Below are 14,883 nucleotides of genomic sequence, written 5' to 3'. Positions count from 1 at the left end.
TAGCCGGAGCGAACGCGACAGTCATGACAGACGGGGCGTCTGTGACACCGCGGGCTTCGCGAAGCCGAGCTGGTACACGTCCAGGTAGCCGGACCGGAAGCCGGCCTCGGAGTAGGCCAGGTAGAACGTCCACATCCGACGGAACACGGAGTCGAACCCGAGGTCGGCGATGACGGCGTCGCTACGAACGAACCGCTCGCGCCACAACCGCAGCGTCCGCGCGTAGTGGCATCCCATCGCCTTCTCATCGACCAGGTCGAGTCCGGTGTGGGCGGTCGTGACCTCGCGCAGCGCTTCGATCGAGGGGAGCTGGCCGCCGGGGAAGATGTACTTGTGCACCCAGGTGTACGTGCCCTCGGACGCCAGCATCCGCGCGTGCGGCATGGTGATCACCTGGACGGCGGCGCGACCACCGGGCACCAGCACCCGATCGAGCGTGCGGAAGTACGCCGGCCAGAATTCGCGACCGACCGCTTCGAGCATCTCCACCGAGACGATCGCGTCGTACTCGCCGTCGACGAGCCGGTAGTCCAGCAGGTCGACGCTGACCCGATCGGCGAAGCCGGCCGCGGCGACGCGCTCGAGCGCCAGCTCGCGTTGTTCGCTGGACAGGGTCAGCGATCGGACGTGCGCACCGCGCGCGGCAGCGCGGAGGCAGAGTTCGCCCCATCCGGTGCCGATCTCCAACAGCCGGGTTCCCTCGCCGACGCCCGCCTGGTCCAACAGGCGGTCGATCTTCGCGCGTTGCGCGTCGGCGAGCATCGACCAGTCCGCCGTCTCCGCAGCCGAATCCGAGCCGAAGTAGGCACTCGAATAGCTCAGCGTCTCGTCGAGGAAGGCTCCGAAGAGCTCGTTGGACAGGTCGTAGTGCCGGGCGATGTTGGACCGCGTGTTCGCGACGGTGTTCTGCTCGTCATCGGGGTGGCCAGGCAGCACCAGCGAACGGAGTCGCTGGAGCGGCGCGGGCACCAGTTCCGCGACGCGTTCGGCGAACGGGGTGAGCACGCCGACGAGGTCGTCGGTGGTCCAGTCCCCCGCCATGTACGCCTCACCGAATCCGATGAGCCCGGACGTGCCGAGCCGGTGGAACAACGACTCGGGGTCGCGCACGATCATCCGCGGAAGCACCGCGTCGGACGCGGCACCTCCCAGCCGTCCGTCGGGGTATTCGACCGAGATCGGGAGACGTCGAGTGGCGGCGGCGAAGAGTCGACCGGCGGCGAGGGCGCGGAGGCGGGACGTCGGTCGGTGTGCCACATCGGGCCACGCCCGAGGGTCCACGTGGATGTCGGCGGGCGAGTACGGGAGGCGGTGATCGGTGGTCATGTCACGAGTCCTTCGGTCGGCGAAGTGCATGCGGGGGGTCGGCGGGAATCGGGTCAGCGGGTCGATCGACGATGCGCAGGCCTCGCGCCCACAGCCACACACCGTGGATGCGGATGCGAGCGGCAACGAGCCACGGGGCGAGCGGGGCGGTGAGTTGCGCGGTGATCACCGCACCGACGGTGGCCGCTCGCGTTCGGCCGACGAGCGTCGCGGTGAACGGCGCCTGACCGGGCCGGTCCAGAATCACCGAGAGCCGGACGCGGCCCGCGGGATCCGGTTCGGGCAGCGCCAGACGGTAGCGGCCGGAGACGTCGTTGAACGGCGAGACGTAGAACTCCTTCTCCACCTCGGCACGACCGGCCGCGTCGGTGCGCACCAGGTAGCAGTGCCGACCGCCGTACGTGTTGTGCACTTCAGCGACGACGTACTGCAGGGCGCCCGCCGCGTCGTGGCACCAGAACACGGTCAGCGGATTGAAGACATAGCCGGCCACCCGCGGTGAGAGCAGCGCGGTCACCGCTCCGGTCGGGCGGGCGACGCCGACATCATCGAGGTGGGAGTCGAGACGACTGCGCAGGGTGTCGCCCGATTGCGCGGGCTGAGGGAAGTGGTCGGCCGCCCGGAAGCGCGCCGCCCAGCGCAGGGCTCGCGGGAGTTCCGGGAGCTCGTCGATGTCGACGAACCAACTCAGACTGCGGTGCGCGAACCGGTGGTCGACGGGCTCGCGCCGTACATGGTTGATCCGCGTCGCGACGAGTGACGGGGTCGAAGGCGCGGTCATCGCGCCGCCACCGCCTGGGTCTGCGTCGACGTGGGCCAGGTGCCGCCGAGGAGCTGCGCAGCGCGCGCCCCCGAGGCCGCGCCGTCCTCGTGGAAGCCCCACCCGTGGTAGGCGCCGGCGAAGACGACGGCCCGGGTGTCGATCTGCGGCAGTCGCTGCTGCGCCGCCACCGAGTCGAGGTCGTAGATCGGATGCTCGTAGCGCATCTCCGCGAGGACCGTCGTCGGGTCGACCAGGTCGGTACGTCCCATCGTCACGAGGTGGCGTGGACCGTCGCCCGGCAGTCGCATCAGGCGGGTCATGTCGTAGGTGACGGCGATCCCGCTGCCGTCGGGCACGCTGTCGTCGCGGATCTGGTAGTTCCAGGACGCCCGCGCGTTCATCGCGACGGGGAGCAGGCTCTCGTCGGTGTGCAGGACCGCAGGCTTCCCGACGTAGCCGATGGCGCCCAGCACGTCGGCCTGCAGCGTCGTCGGCGCCCGGAGCATCGACAGCGCCTGGTGCGGGTGCGTCGCGACCACGGCGGCGTCGAACAGAGAGGTGGTTCCGCCGGCGGTCACCGCGACACCGGAGCCGATCTCGGCGAGGTCGTCGACGGGGGCGGACAGTCGGATCTCGCCGCCGTGCGCACGCACGTGGTCGGCGACCGCGCGAACATAGGTCGCCGAACCGCCGACCACTGTGCGCCACTCGGGTGAGCCGTGGACCGACAGCATCCCGTGATGGTCGAGGAAGGTGAAGAGATACCGGGCCGGATAGCGGGCGGCCGTCTGCTCATCGCACGACCACACGGCGGCCACCAGCGGCAACAGGAAGTTCTCGCGGAAGTAGCCCGACAGGCGGCTGCGGCGCACGAAGTCGTCGAGGGACTGGTCGTCGCCGGGATCGTCGAGCACGCGGCGCGCCAGCCGATGGAACCGACTGACCTCCGCCAGCATCAGCAGGTAGCGGCCGCGCACCAGATTTCGTGGGACAGGGAACAGACCCGACAGGCCGCGCGCGCCCGCGTACTCGAGACCGGTCAGTTCCGAACGGACCGACATCGACATGTCGGTGGCCTGGGTCGCGACGCCGAGGTCGTCGAAGAGTCGGCACAGGGTGGGATAGGTGCGGTCGTTGTGGACGATGAAGCCGGAGTCGACCGGCATCGGCGAGCCGTCGGCGGCGGTCACCTGGTGCGTGTGGGCGTGCCCGCCGAGGCGGTCATCGGCCTCGAAGATCGTCACCTGAGCGCTCGGTGCCAGGAGGTAGGCGGCCGTCAATCCGGCCACGCCGCCGCCGATCACCGCGACTCGTCGTGCCGTGGGCTGAAGGTCATTGGTTGCAGTCACGGAAGCCATTCGGAGCCACCGCGCGAGCGGATGGGTGGGCACACTGGAAACCATGAACTCACCGTCCATCGTCTGGTTTCGCCGCGATCTCCGCCTCTCCGATCTGCCGTCGCTGTCGGCCGCGGCTGACCGCGCGGAGTCGGCGCTCGCCGTCTTCGTGCTCGACGACGCCCTGGTGCGTCCGTCGGGTGCACCGCGGACCACCTTCCTCGCCGGATGCCTGGAGGCTCTCGACGCCGATCTCGGCGGGCGGCTCCTGGTGGTGTCGGGCGATCCGGTTCAGGTGATCCCCGAGCTCGTCGACGTTCTGTCCGTCGACTCGGTGCATGTGAGTGAGGATTTCGGCCCGTACGGGCGTGCCCGGGACGAGGCGGTGGAGGCGGCCCTGCCGGCCTCGGTGCCGCTGATTCGGACCGGCTCCCCGTACGCGGTGTCGCCCGGGCGCGTCCGCACCAAGGCCGGCGGGCCCTACCGTGTCTTCACTCCGTTCAAGCGGGCGTGGCTCGACCACGGCTGGCATTCGCCCGCGCTGACGGGACCGGACACCGTCGACTGGCTCGACCCGGATTCGATTCTTCCGCGCGGCCGCATCGAACGTGTGGGACGTGCCGCCGTCGCCGAGCTGCTGACCGAGGAGGCGAGCGACGCCGCGGCGTTGCCCGTCGCCGGGGAGAAGGCCGCGCTCGAGCGATGGCGCGCGTTCCGGGACGGCGGGACCAGCGAGCTGGATCGTTACGCCGACGACCGCAACCGGCCCGATCTCGACGCGACGTCACGCCTGTCGCCGTACCTGAAGTTCGGCTGCCTCCATCCGCGAACGATCCTGCACGATCTGCGGGCGCGGACCGACGACGGCGCAACCACCCTGCGCAGTGAGCTGGCCTGGCGCGACTTCTACGCGGATGTCCTCTTCCATCGCCCCGAGACTGCTCGCACCGGCGTCGACGCGAAGTTCGATCGGATGGAGTACGACAGCGGCCCGGACGCGGATGCGGCGTTCGACGCCTGGTGCCGCGGCAGGACCGGGTATCCGATCGTCGACGCCGGGATGCGCCAACTGCTGGCGGAGGGCTGGATGCACAACCGGGTGAGGATGATCGTGGCGTCGTTCCTCACGAAGGATCTGCACCTGCCGTGGTGGCGCGGCGCGCGGTACTTCATGACGCACCTGGTCGACGGCGACCTCGCGTCCAACCAGCACGGCTGGCAGTGGACGGCAGGCTGCGGCACCGATGCCGCCCCGTACTTCCGGGTGTTCAATCCGGTGTCCCAGGGCGAACGCTTCGACCCTTCGGGCGACTACGTGCGCCGCTGGGTGCCCGAGCTTCGCAGCATCGCAGGCAAGGCCGTCCATCGGCCGTGGAAGCAGGCGGGCGGACGCACGGCCGAGCCCGCCCTGTTCGACGCTGCCGACGGCGACCGAGGCTACCCGCCGCCGATCGTCGACCACGCTGAGGAACGCGTGGTGGCCCTGGCTCGCTACCGCGATCTGTGACGCGCGACGCCCGTCATCCCAGGCGGGCGAGTTCCTCCGGCAGACCGACGGCACCCCGCACCGCGGACCGACTTCCACTGCGTCGACGACAGGACCGGTGTTCTGGAGAGCACGAAGCCGGACGTCCGGGCGGGGTCGGTCACCAGCGCCCACGAGTAGTCCCTGCCGAGCGCCACGATCACACAGTTCGGCGGGTGGTGGCGACCGCGCTGCGGACGGTCACTCCACGCTGCTCCGACATCGTCTATTCTCCTGGTCTCCACAACGTTCCTGGTACGGACAGCATCGGCGCGCGGAGCGCACGCCCGCTACCCCGCCGCCGATGCGCTCATCACTTGTCGGCGGGCGGAGTGAGGACCTTGTCGATCAGGTAGACGGTCGCGTTGGCGGTGTGCACGCCACCGCAGATCACCCGCGCTCCGTCGACCGACAGATCATCGCCGCTGCCGGTGACCTCGACGGTCGCGCCCTCGACGGTCTTGTGCTTGCCGACGACCTGATCGGGACCGAGCTGACCGGAGACGACGTGATAGGTCAGCAGGGACTTGAGCGCGGGCGCGTCGGTCTTGAGCATGTCGAGAGTGCCCGGATCGACCTTGGCGAAGGCGTCGTCGACCGGCGCGAACACCGTGAACTCGCCGCCGTTGAGCGTGTCGACGAGGTTCACCTGGGGGTTGAGCTTGCCCGACAACGCATCGGTGAGCGTGGTCAGCATCGGGTTGTTCGACGCGGCCACGGCGACCGGTGACGTCGCCATGCCGGTCACCGAGCCCGGTCCGGTCGGCACCTTCTTGGCGTAGTCGGCGCAGCCCGGTCCCACCAGATCCGCGGCGGGGTCGGCGCTCATCGGCGACGAGTTCATGGCCGTGGTCGCCATCGGCGAGCTCGACGCCGCACTGTCCATGTCGTCACTCGAGCAGGCGGTCATCGACGCCGCGACAGCGAGGGCGAATCCCATCGCAGTCACCTTGACGGCCGTCTTTCTTCCTGCGCGCATCGTTCGTGTTCTCATCGGCTGCTCTCCCTTGTCGTGGACCGCGGCGGTTGCCTGGGTCATCAGCAGTGCCGTCAGTCATTCGGGGCGGTCGCGAAAACGGATGGGTCCGATGTCGACGCGTTCTCGGTCGAGCCTGCTAGACCCGACCGCGCGACCCATCCGGGACCGGTACCGCGCCGAATGACCTGCATGACCTCACTGATAGCGATCGGCTTCGTCGGCGGACTCATCACCGGGATCTCACCGTGCATCCTGCCGGTGCTGCCGGTCCTGTTCTTCTCGGGCGCCCAGAACGCGCGCACCGACGACGCAGACGGGAACGCCGAGGGTGTCGCCGAGGACGCAGGGGACGCGTCGACGCGACGGGACCGCCTCGCCGAGAGCTCCCGCCCCTACCGGGTCATCGCCGGCCTCGTGACGAGTTTCTCGCTCGTCACCCTGGTGGGGTCGAGTCTGCTGTCGCTGGTGCGCCTGCCCCAGGACAGCATCCGGTGGGCCGGTCTGGTGGTGCTGACCGCGATCGGGTTGGGACTGATCTTCCCGCGGATCGAGCAGCTCCTGGAGAAGCCCTTCGCACGACTGCCCCAGCGTTCGGTCGGTCGAGGTCGTTCCGGCTTCGGCCTGGGACTGGCGCTGGGCGTGCTGTACGTGCCGTGCGCGGGCCCGGTGCTCGCCGCGATCGTGGTCGCGGGCGCGACCGGTGAGATCGGGGCCCGCACCGTGGTCCTGACCTTGTCGTTCGCGATCGGCGCGACACTGCCCCTGCTGTTCTTCGCTCTCGCCGGGCGACGAGTCGCCGAGCGCGTCGGAGCGTTTCGCCGCAGGCAGCGCCTGATCCGCGTCGCAGGCGGCGTGGTGATGATCGCGTTGGCCGTCGGACTGGTCTTCGACGTTCCCGGCGCACTGCAACGCACGATCCCCGACTACACCGGAGCCTTGCAGAACTCCGTCGGCGGCGGCGATGATCTGAACCGCCGGCTCGATCTCGGCGGAATCGTGACCGACGAGAACCGACAGCTCAGCAACTGCACCGACGGCGCCGAGGAGTTGCAGAGCTGCGGCGCCGCACCCCGGTTGACGGGCATCACCGACTGGTTCAACACTCCCGACGGCCAGGCGCTGCCCCTGTCGCACCTTCGGGGGAAGGTGGTCTTGATCGACTTCTGGGCGTACTCGTGCATCAACTGCCAGCGAGCGATCCCGCACGTCGTGGACTGGTACCGCGCGTATCGCGACAGCGGTCTGGAGGTGATCGGCGTGCACACCCCGGAGTACGCATTCGAGAAGGTGCCGGCCAATGTCGTCACTGCCGCGCGGCGCCTGGGCATCGAGTACCCGATCGCGCTCGATCCGGCGTTCTCGACGTGGACGAATTATCGGAACAGCTACTGGCCGGCGCAGTACCTGATCGACGCGTCCGGGACCGTCCGGCACATCGACTTCGGCGAGGGCGGATACGAACAGTCCGAGCGGCTGATCCGAGAGCTGCTGACCGACGCGCATCCGGGGATCGATCTGCCGCGGCCCACCGAGCAGACAGACACCACGCCCACCGAGGCGACCACTCCCGAGACATATCTGGGAGTCGGCAAGGTCGTCAACTACGGCGGTTCCACGCCCTACCGTGCAGGCACCGCCGACTTCGAGTCGCCCCGCGAACTTCGCTCCGACACCTTCGCTCTCGGCGGTCGCTGGACGCTGGACTATCAGGGAGCGCGCGCCGACCACGACGCGACCATCACCCTCGACTACCGCGCGAAGGACGTCTACATCGTCGCGGGCGGCACCGGAACGATCAGCGTCACCGGCAGCGGCGGGACTGGCGACGGCGGGACTGTCGGCAGCGGGCCGGTCGCCTCGCTTCCGATCAGCGGACCGCCGACTCTGCACCGGATCGTGCACAGCTCGGCCGCCGAGCGCGGTCGCGTCGAGGTGTCGATCCCTGAGGGCATGACGGTCTTCTCGTTCACGTACGGGTGACGTCGGCCGGTCCGCGGTGCTCGCCGCGCCGCTCCCCTTCCCCGCTCGACCGACGCCGATCATCCCAGGCGGGCAAGTTCCTCCGACAGACCGACGGCACCCTGTTCCAGCAGCCTGCGGACCGCGGGGCGCAGCAGCGGCGCAAGCAGGCCGAACACCCCGTGGAAGTCGAACTCCACCGCATAGGTGACGGCGGTGCCGTCCGGTCGCGGCTCGATCCGAATGGTGTCGACCGCGGTCACCGCGGGCTTCTCCCCGCGCAAGCGGATCAACGTGTGCGGCTGCAGGTCGACGAGCCGGTAGTCGAGGTCGGTCTCGCGACCGGCGAACCGACTGGTGACGCGGTAGACGACATCGCCGCTCGGCGTGCCGGCGTCGTCGGACAGCCGAATCACCTTCACTGCGTTCGGGTCCCACTGTTCGGCGTTGGTGAAGTCCGCCAGGTAATCGAAGACGGCGACGGCCGGGGCCGTCGTCGTGACGGTGCGCTGCATGCTGATCATGGCTGTGTTCCTCCTCAGAGTCCGGCGGCCGCGAGGACGTCGTTCCAGACGGCGCGACGGTCGGCCTCGTTCGTTTCTCCCGACAGCAGCCGGTAGTTCATCGGGCGCGGGCGGCGGTCGTGCCAGAAGCGGCCGGTCGGAGGTCTCGGGGCGGTCGCCGCCAGCCAGACCGCGGTGTCAGCGCCCTGCTCTACGGTGCGCAGCAGCGGACCCATCGCGCGTCCGAAGCGTGGCAGCGACTCGGCGACCCCGGGGGTGTCGACCCAGCCAGGATGCATGCCCGCCGTCATGACGCTCGCGTCCGCCCACCGCTCGGCGAGGATCGGCACCATCTCGGTCTGGATCCGTTTGCTCCGCGCGTAGGCCCGCGCACCGCGGTATTCGCCGGACCGGTAGTCGATGTCACCGACCGGCAGCGCCGCGGTGTACATGCCGCCGGACGACATGAAGATCACCCGCGCGTCCGAGCTCGCCGCGAGCTGCGGGAGCAGTCGTTCGGTGAGTCGGATCGGGCCGAGGACGTGGGTCGCCAGCGACAGTTCGTGCCCGTCCGGAGACTCGGTGCGCGTAGGGGGCATCACGCCCGCGTTGTGCACTACGACGTCGACGGAGTCTTCGGCGAGCCGGGCAGCCAGATCGTCGACGTCGTGGGGGTCCGACATGTCGCCGAGTTCGATACTGACCCGGGCGTGGGGTCGTCGTGCCTCGAGGTCGGCGCGGACACGGTCGGCGCGTTCGCGATCCCGTCCCACCAGGATCACTCGACCGCCCAGCGCCAGTGCGCCGGCGGCGACGGCCGCGCCGATGCCGGAGGTCGCGCCCGTCACCACCACGGTCCTCCCGGTCAGCACTTCCGGTTGAGGATCTTCGTCGGGCCACGACGCCGCGCGCACCCGGTACCCCACCCGCGAGTAACCGGCGACCACCGCTCGGTCGAGTGCTGTGTCGAGCAGTTTCATCGGTGTTCCATGCCTTTCCGTTGTCCGGACACTGCAGTCATTCGGAGCGGTCGCCGCTTCGGATCGGTCCTCGGTGTCTCAGGTGGATGACGTCAGGCGATCCGGGTGAGCATCGGCTCCGAATCACTCAGCGTCATGAATCAGCGTCGAACCACCACTGGTAAGGAACCCAGATGAGCTTTGAGCACACCGTCCTTCTCGATGCCCCGATCGACGAGGTCTTCGCATGGCACGAACGCCGGGGAGCATTGCTGCGGCTGCTCCCGCCGTGGCAGCCGATGCGGGCGGTCCGCGAGGCGTCGTCGATCGCCGACGGGCACGCGATCCTCGGTCTGCCCGGCGGATTGCGATGGCGCGCGCAGCATCTCGTCGATGAGTACGACCCGCCGCATCGGTTCGTCGACGAGCGGATCTCCGACGGGATCGCGACCCTTCCCGCCCTGCTGTCCGGTCCGTGGAGGCATGAGCACGTGTTCACCGAAGAGAGCGCGACCACCACCCGCCTCACCGATCGGGTCCACACCGCCGTACCCGGTACGCTGCTGCGGTCCACCTTCCGCTATCGGCACCGGCAGCTGGCCGACGACCTCGCCTCCCACACATCGGCCCGCGCTGCCGGTCTGGCACCGTCGGTGGTGGCGGTCAGCGGCGCCTCCGGAATGGTCGGCTCCCAACTCTGCGCGTTCCTCACCACCGGCGGCCATCGGGTGATCCGCCTCGTTCGCCACGACCCGCGGAGCCGTGACGAACGTCGGTGGGACCCCGACGCCCCGGCCGCCGACCTGCTCGACGGGGTCGACGCGGTGATCCATCTCGCGGGAGCCCCGATCGCCGGCCGATTCACGGACCGGCACCGTGCCGCGGTGCGCGACAGCCGCGTCGGACCGACGCGCCGCCTCGCGGACGCGGCCGTCGGCGCCACGGACGGACCGACGGTGTTCATCAGCGCCTCGGCGATCGGCTTCTACGGGCACGAACGGCCTGACGAGACGCTCGACGAGAGCGCCGCCTCCGGCGACGACTTCCTCGCAGACGTCGTGCGGTCGTGGGAGGAGGCGACTGCGCCCGCAGCGCAGGGCGGTCTCCGGACCGTGCAGGTGCGGACCGGCATCGTCCAGAGCCCGCGCGGGGGCACCCTGCAGATCCAGCGTCCGCTGTTCACGGCGGGTCTCGGCGGTCGTCTGGGCAGCGGGAAGCAGGTGCTGTCGTGGATCGACCTGGACGACCTCGTCGACGTCTATCACCGCGCACTGTACGACGCCGACCTGTCCGGCCCGGTGAACGCGACGGCTCCGGAACCCGTCACCGGGACCGAGTACGCGAAGACTCTCGCATCGGTGTTGCGGCGGCCTGCGCTGCTGCCGACGCCCGCGCTCGGCCCACGGCTGATTCTCGGTGACCAGGGCGCCCGCGAGCTGGCGCTGGCCGACCAGCGCGCGGTGCCCGCAGCGCTCGCCGACCGGGGACATCGGTTCCGCAGGGGATCGCTCGAGGCCTGCCTCCGGCACCAGTTGGGTCGCATGCACTGAGCCGCTGCACGCCGAGGTCGCCTTCACGACGACCTCGGCGTGCGACGGTCGGAGAGATCAGTCGCAGAGTCGGCGGATCTGCTCGAAGCCACCGGTCGTCGGCGACGTCAGATACAGGCAGTCGTCGTTGCCTGCTCGCGCGATGGCGCGTCGGACGGCGGACCATTGCTTCGAGGACAGCGACGGCGTACGGGAGAGGACGAACCCTGAGCCCCGGCGCGAATCGGTGACGTGCGCCCACGAGTAGTCCGGTCCCACTGCGGTCACGATGTAGTTGGCGCGCCCGCGATCCGGATTCGGGATGCCCGGGAAGCTCACATGCAGCCGTGCGTCGGTCTTCGTGTCCAGCACGGTGGCGGTGCCCTTGATCCGGTTCTTCTGCCCGGTCCACGTGGTGCACGAATTGCGAACCGTGACAGCGCCACGCGGGCTGAGCGAGTACCGCGCCTGGGTGTCACGTGCGCAGACCAGGTTGAACGCCTGCGGAACGGCCGCCAGCTGATGCCAGGTGCCCAGGTACTCCGACAGGTCGAACCCGGCGAACGGCGCGGGTGACGCCGCATCGGCTGCCGCGGGGACTGCGGCGGTACACGCGACGGCAGTAAGCATGATCGCGAGGGCGCGTCGTCTCAGGCCGCCTCGGGCTCGACGAATAGTGACTGGTGCGGTCGGGGCTGACATGGCGGTCTCCTGATCCTGTGGTGCGACATTTCCGCGGCGGCGTCGACGAAGACGGACGCCATCAAGGATTCGGAGACGGATCTGATTCGGATGGGTGACGACTGCGCCGTCAGAGCTTCCCGAACGACACGCCCTTGTACGTCCACCCGGCGCCGGTCACGGCGTCCTGGATCGGCTCTTTGATCTCCCCGGTGCGGAACCGATAGTTGTACACCTGGCCGTACTGGCCCTGCTCGGTGAACGCGTACGCGGTCCCGAACGACGCCTCCACCTTCTGCCCGCGGAAGGCCTCGGCCTTCATCGACAGCGACGGCACCCCCGCGCGCCATTCGACGGTCCACTCACGGTCGACGGCACGGACCTCGTGCTGCGCGGGATCCAGCTTCAGGAGGATCTGGAAGACCGAGGTCAGCGACGCCTTCGCGAAGACTTCGTACCAGCGGGCGTCGACCATCCGCCATTCGGCGACGAAGTCGCAGCCCTCGTCGGACCGGGCCGGTCGGATCTGGAAGGGCGCCGTCGGACGATTCACCGCCATGATGGCGTTCGCGACCTCCTGCGGGCTGCGCGGGGGTTCCGGCGGCAGGTTTCTTGGTGCCGGTCAGCTTGTCGAAGAGTCCCATGTGCTCGACCGTATCCGCTGGTGACGGCGGTGTGGAGGGGTGTCGTGCGTCCGACCGACGGAGGTGGTGCCGGGTCCCGGCTTCTCAGTCGCCGATCGTGTGCGGCAGCTTCACCGAACCTGCGGCAGGCTTCGAGGGCCGCGACGGCGGCGGAACCACCGGACCCACGTCGCCGTCGGGTGCGACGTCCAGGTCGAGTAAGACCGGCGCATGGTCGCTGGGCTTGGTGCCCTTGCGCGCCTGCCGGTCCACCCACGACGCCTTCGCGCGCTCGGCCACCGAACCGCCGGCGAGGAGGAAGTCGATCCGCATGCCGAGGTCCTTGTGGAACATCCCCGCGCGGTAGTCCCAGTACGTGTAGATCTGCTTGTCGGGCCAGTGCTCGCGCATCACGTCGTGCAGACCGAGGGCCTTGAGCGCCGCGAAGGCCTCGCGTTCCGCAGGCGTCACGTGGGTGTGTCCGACGAAGGACTCCGGGTCGAAGCAGTCGGCGTCGGTCGGGATGATGTTGTAGTCGCCGCAGATGACGGTCGTATCGGCGTCGGGCTCGACGGCCAGCCGCAGCTTCTCCAGCCAGTTCAACTTGTAGTTGTAGTGGTCGGAGTCCACTTCGCGGCCGTTCGGCACGTACACCGAGTAGACGCGCACACCGCCGCAGACTGCGGACACGGCTCGCCCCTCCGGCGCACCGTCGGCGTCCGGGAAGCCCGGCGCGTCGGGGAACGCGACGCGGACGTCGTCGAGCCCCACCCTGCTCAGCAGGGCGACGCCGTTCCACTGCCCCTGCCCGGCGTGCGCGAACTCGTAGCCGCGCGCCGCGAGCTCGTCACCGAGCTCGGCGGCGAACGCCTCGTCGGACACCTTGGTCTCCTGCAGGCACACGACGTCGGGCTGACGGTCGTCCAACCAGGGCAGAAGTCGCGGTACCCGCTGCTTGACAGAGTTCACGTTCCAGGTCGCCAGGCGCATACCGGTCACCGTAGTCGGGGCCGCGAGCGGACTCGGAACCCGCACCGCCCTTCTAGCCCGACACCTGTAATCCGTGTCACAGTAGACCCGTGACAACCCAGCTCCCTCAGCGCGACGTGATCGCAGCATCGTGGCGACGCGTGCAGTCGTCGGGCCTGGAGCCCGACGATCGTCCCGTCCCGACGCTCTCCGACATCGCCGCCGCCGACCCGCTCCTCGACGCCGCGCGGCCCGTGCTCGCGCGCGCGGCCGAGGTCCTCGGCGGAACCAAGACGGCGCTACTGCTGGTCGACGACCAGAGTCGGATGGTGGCCCGGGTGTCCGCGGACACCACCCTGGAGCGGCATCTCGCCGACTCCGGTGCCGTCGATGGCGCCGCCTTCGACGAGGAGGCGATGGGCACGACCGCCCTCGGCACCACCGCGGAGGTCCGCGGCGACCTCGTCATCAACGGCGGCGAGCACTACCTGGAGCAGTTCCGGAGGCTGAGCTGCTTCGGCCGCCCGATCATCCACCCCGCCACCCGCCGCGTGGCGGGCGTGATCTGCATGACGGAGATCGCGCCCCGCATCAACCCGCTGTCGGTGCCGCTGGTCCGCGGGCTCGTCGACGACATCGCCGAGCGACTGCTGAACCGCTCCCACGCCGAGCACCGGGCCGTCGTCGCGGCGTTCGAGAAGGCATCCCGGCGGCGCGACGTCGCGGTCGCCGCGGTGGGCGACGACCTGCAGCTCACCAACACTCTCGCGGCCGGTCTGCTGGGCCCGGGCGACTTCGGCACCCTGCGCATGATGGTCCACGAGGGTTCCTCTCGCAACCGCACCATGACGCTGGTGTCGGGGATCGTCGCCGACGTCGCCGTCGACCGTCTCCCGGGTGTCCGGCACGCGGCCGTCTTCCGTCTGCGCCCGCGCTTGGATCACGACCAGGCTTCCGTCCTGGCGGCCCCCACGACCACCGACGTGGCGTCGATCGCGATCTGCGGCGAGCCGGGAACCGGTCGCAGTTCTCGCGCCGAGGCCCTGGTCCCCGCCGATCGAGTGCTGCTCGACGTCGCCGCCCGCCTGCTCGACGGCACCGTCCCGGACCTCGCCGGCGCGATCCGAGAAGCGCGGTCGCGGGAGACCGGACTGGTGATCGACGGCGCCGACCTCCTCGACGACCGCTCGCTCCGCCTCCTCCAGACGGCGATCGCGACGTACGAGCCGGGCAGGCCGCCGATCGTCGTCATCTCGGAGCCGGCAACGGGTGGTTCGTCCTCCCTCGCCGCGGTGCTCGGCCGCTGCCGCAGCCGGATCACGCTGCCGCCGCTGCGCCAGCGGACCAGTGAGATCGCCGCCATCGGACAGCAACTCGTCGAGCGGATCGATTCCCAGCTGGAGCTCGGATCCGACGCCGCCGACGCCCTGGTCTGCCAGGAGTGGCCGGGCAATCTGACCGAGCTGTCGATCGTGCTCGACGAGGCCGCCGCGGCGGTCCTGGCGCGCGGCTCCCGCCTGGTGACCGCCGCCGACCTGCCCGCCGAGTACCGCGGATCCACCCGCGCCTCTCGACTGATGGGCATGGAGCAGGCGGAGCGGCAGGCGATCATCGACGCGCTCGACGCGTCGGCCGGCAACAAGTCCCACGCCGCGAAGGCCCTGGGCGTCTCCCGGACCACGCTGTACGCCCGCATCCGGGCGCTGGGCATCGGCCGCTGACCCGACCGT

The 14,883-nt window shown here is 69.9% G+C and carries 14 protein-coding genes; 4 read left to right on the top strand and 10 right to left on the bottom strand.

Translation table 11 applies throughout. The features are described from left to right. Positions 1-21: 21 nt before the first annotated feature. Genes ACK8HH_RS03535 through ACK8HH_RS03525 form a run of 3 tightly spaced genes read right to left on the bottom strand, consistent with a single transcriptional unit; the run spans position 22 to position 3,393 of the window. Positions 22-1,326, bottom strand: a complete 1,305-nt coding sequence (locus ACK8HH_RS03535) for a class I SAM-dependent methyltransferase (protein WP_009680155.1) — start codon at positions 1,324-1,326, stop codon at positions 22-24. Position 1,327: 1 nt separating this feature from the next. Further along, positions 1,328-2,107 carry a DUF1365 domain-containing protein gene (locus ACK8HH_RS03530; protein ID WP_009680156.1) on the bottom strand — a complete coding sequence of 260 codons (780 nt, stop codon included), beginning with the start codon at positions 2,105-2,107 and terminating at the stop codon, positions 1,328-1,330. Next, positions 2,104-3,393, bottom strand: a complete 1,290-nt coding sequence (locus ACK8HH_RS03525) for an NAD(P)/FAD-dependent oxidoreductase (protein WP_009680157.1) — start codon at positions 3,391-3,393, stop codon at positions 2,104-2,106. Before ACK8HH_RS03525 ends, ACK8HH_RS03530 begins: the two co-directional genes overlap by 4 nt. A gap of 97 nt (positions 3,394-3,490) precedes the next feature. On the opposite strand from ACK8HH_RS03525, the gene ACK8HH_RS03520 reads away from it, so the two are divergent. Next, positions 3,491-4,933 carry a cryptochrome/photolyase family protein gene (locus ACK8HH_RS03520; RefSeq protein WP_045537615.1) on the top strand — a complete coding sequence of 481 codons (1,443 nt, stop codon included), beginning with the start codon at positions 3,491-3,493 and terminating at the stop codon, positions 4,931-4,933. Here ACK8HH_RS03520 and ACK8HH_RS03515 read toward each other — a convergent pair. Together ACK8HH_RS03515 and ACK8HH_RS03510 are read right to left on the bottom strand one after the other, a co-directional pair. Then, on the bottom strand, positions 4,918-5,115 hold the full coding sequence (locus tag ACK8HH_RS03515; protein WP_412475712.1) for a lipocalin family protein: 198 nt from the start codon (positions 5,113-5,115) through the stop codon (positions 4,918-4,920). The two genes, ACK8HH_RS03520 and ACK8HH_RS03515, sit on opposite strands and share 16 nt — an antisense overlap. A 149-nt stretch (positions 5,116-5,264) precedes the next feature. Next, entirely contained in the window at positions 5,265-5,945 is a 681-nt protein-coding gene (locus tag ACK8HH_RS03510; protein WP_375002683.1) for a fasciclin domain-containing protein, read from the bottom strand. Between the two features lie 174 nt (positions 5,946-6,119). On the opposite strand from ACK8HH_RS03510, the gene ACK8HH_RS03505 reads away from it, so the two are divergent. After that, entirely contained in the window at positions 6,120-7,910 is a 1,791-nt protein-coding gene (locus tag ACK8HH_RS03505) for a cytochrome c biogenesis protein CcdA (RefSeq protein WP_009680160.1), read from the top strand. A 59-nt stretch (positions 7,911-7,969) separates the two neighbouring features. On the opposite strand, the gene ACK8HH_RS03500 is transcribed toward ACK8HH_RS03505, so the two are convergent. Together ACK8HH_RS03500 and ACK8HH_RS03495 are read right to left on the bottom strand one after the other, a co-directional pair. Further along, complete coding sequence (locus ACK8HH_RS03500; protein ID WP_009680161.1) at positions 7,970-8,413, bottom strand: SRPBCC family protein; 444 nt, start codon at positions 8,411-8,413, stop codon at positions 7,970-7,972. A 14-nt stretch (positions 8,414-8,427) separates the two neighbouring features. Beyond that, positions 8,428-9,372: an SDR family NAD(P)-dependent oxidoreductase gene (locus ACK8HH_RS03495; protein WP_412475537.1), complete on the bottom strand. Its 945-nt coding sequence runs from the start codon at positions 9,370-9,372 to the stop codon at positions 8,428-8,430. A gap of 173 nt (positions 9,373-9,545) precedes the next feature. Here ACK8HH_RS03495 and ACK8HH_RS03490 point away from each other — a divergent pair, with 173 nt between their 5' ends. Next, positions 9,546-10,901, top strand: coding sequence for a TIGR01777 family oxidoreductase (locus ACK8HH_RS03490; protein WP_009680163.1), 1,356 nt, complete (start codon positions 9,546-9,548; stop codon positions 10,899-10,901). A gap of 57 nt (positions 10,902-10,958) precedes the next feature. Here the strand turns inward: ACK8HH_RS03490 and ACK8HH_RS03485 are convergent, their stop codons facing one another. The 3 genes from ACK8HH_RS03485 to ACK8HH_RS03475 form a co-directional block, all read right to left on the bottom strand. After that, complete coding sequence (locus ACK8HH_RS03485) at positions 10,959-11,510, bottom strand: lipocalin family protein (RefSeq protein WP_009680164.1); 552 nt, start codon at positions 11,508-11,510, stop codon at positions 10,959-10,961. Positions 11,511-11,691: 181 nt separating this feature from the next. Continuing rightward, complete coding sequence (locus ACK8HH_RS03480) at positions 11,692-12,120, bottom strand: hypothetical protein (RefSeq protein ID WP_231875718.1); 429 nt, start codon at positions 12,118-12,120, stop codon at positions 11,692-11,694. A 169-nt stretch (positions 12,121-12,289) separates the two neighbouring features. Beyond that, the gene (locus tag ACK8HH_RS03475) at positions 12,290-13,174 is read right to left on the bottom strand and encodes an exodeoxyribonuclease III (RefSeq protein WP_045539615.1); all 885 of its coding nucleotides are present in this window, start codon (positions 13,172-13,174) and stop codon (positions 12,290-12,292) included. 89 nt (positions 13,175-13,263) lie between these two features. Here ACK8HH_RS03475 and ACK8HH_RS03470 point away from each other — a divergent pair, with 89 nt between their 5' ends. Continuing rightward, complete coding sequence (locus ACK8HH_RS03470; protein WP_412475536.1) at positions 13,264-14,874, top strand: helix-turn-helix domain-containing protein; 1,611 nt, start codon at positions 13,264-13,266, stop codon at positions 14,872-14,874. Positions 14,875-14,883: the final 9 nt, after the last annotated feature.

Source organism: Gordonia sp. LUNF6 (assembly GCF_047041125.1).
Taxonomy (GTDB): domain Bacteria; phylum Actinomycetota; class Actinomycetes; order Mycobacteriales; family Mycobacteriaceae; genus Gordonia; species Gordonia sihwensis.
Note: the sequence above shows the minus strand (reverse complement) of the source record. Positions and strands in the feature narration are given on the sequence as shown.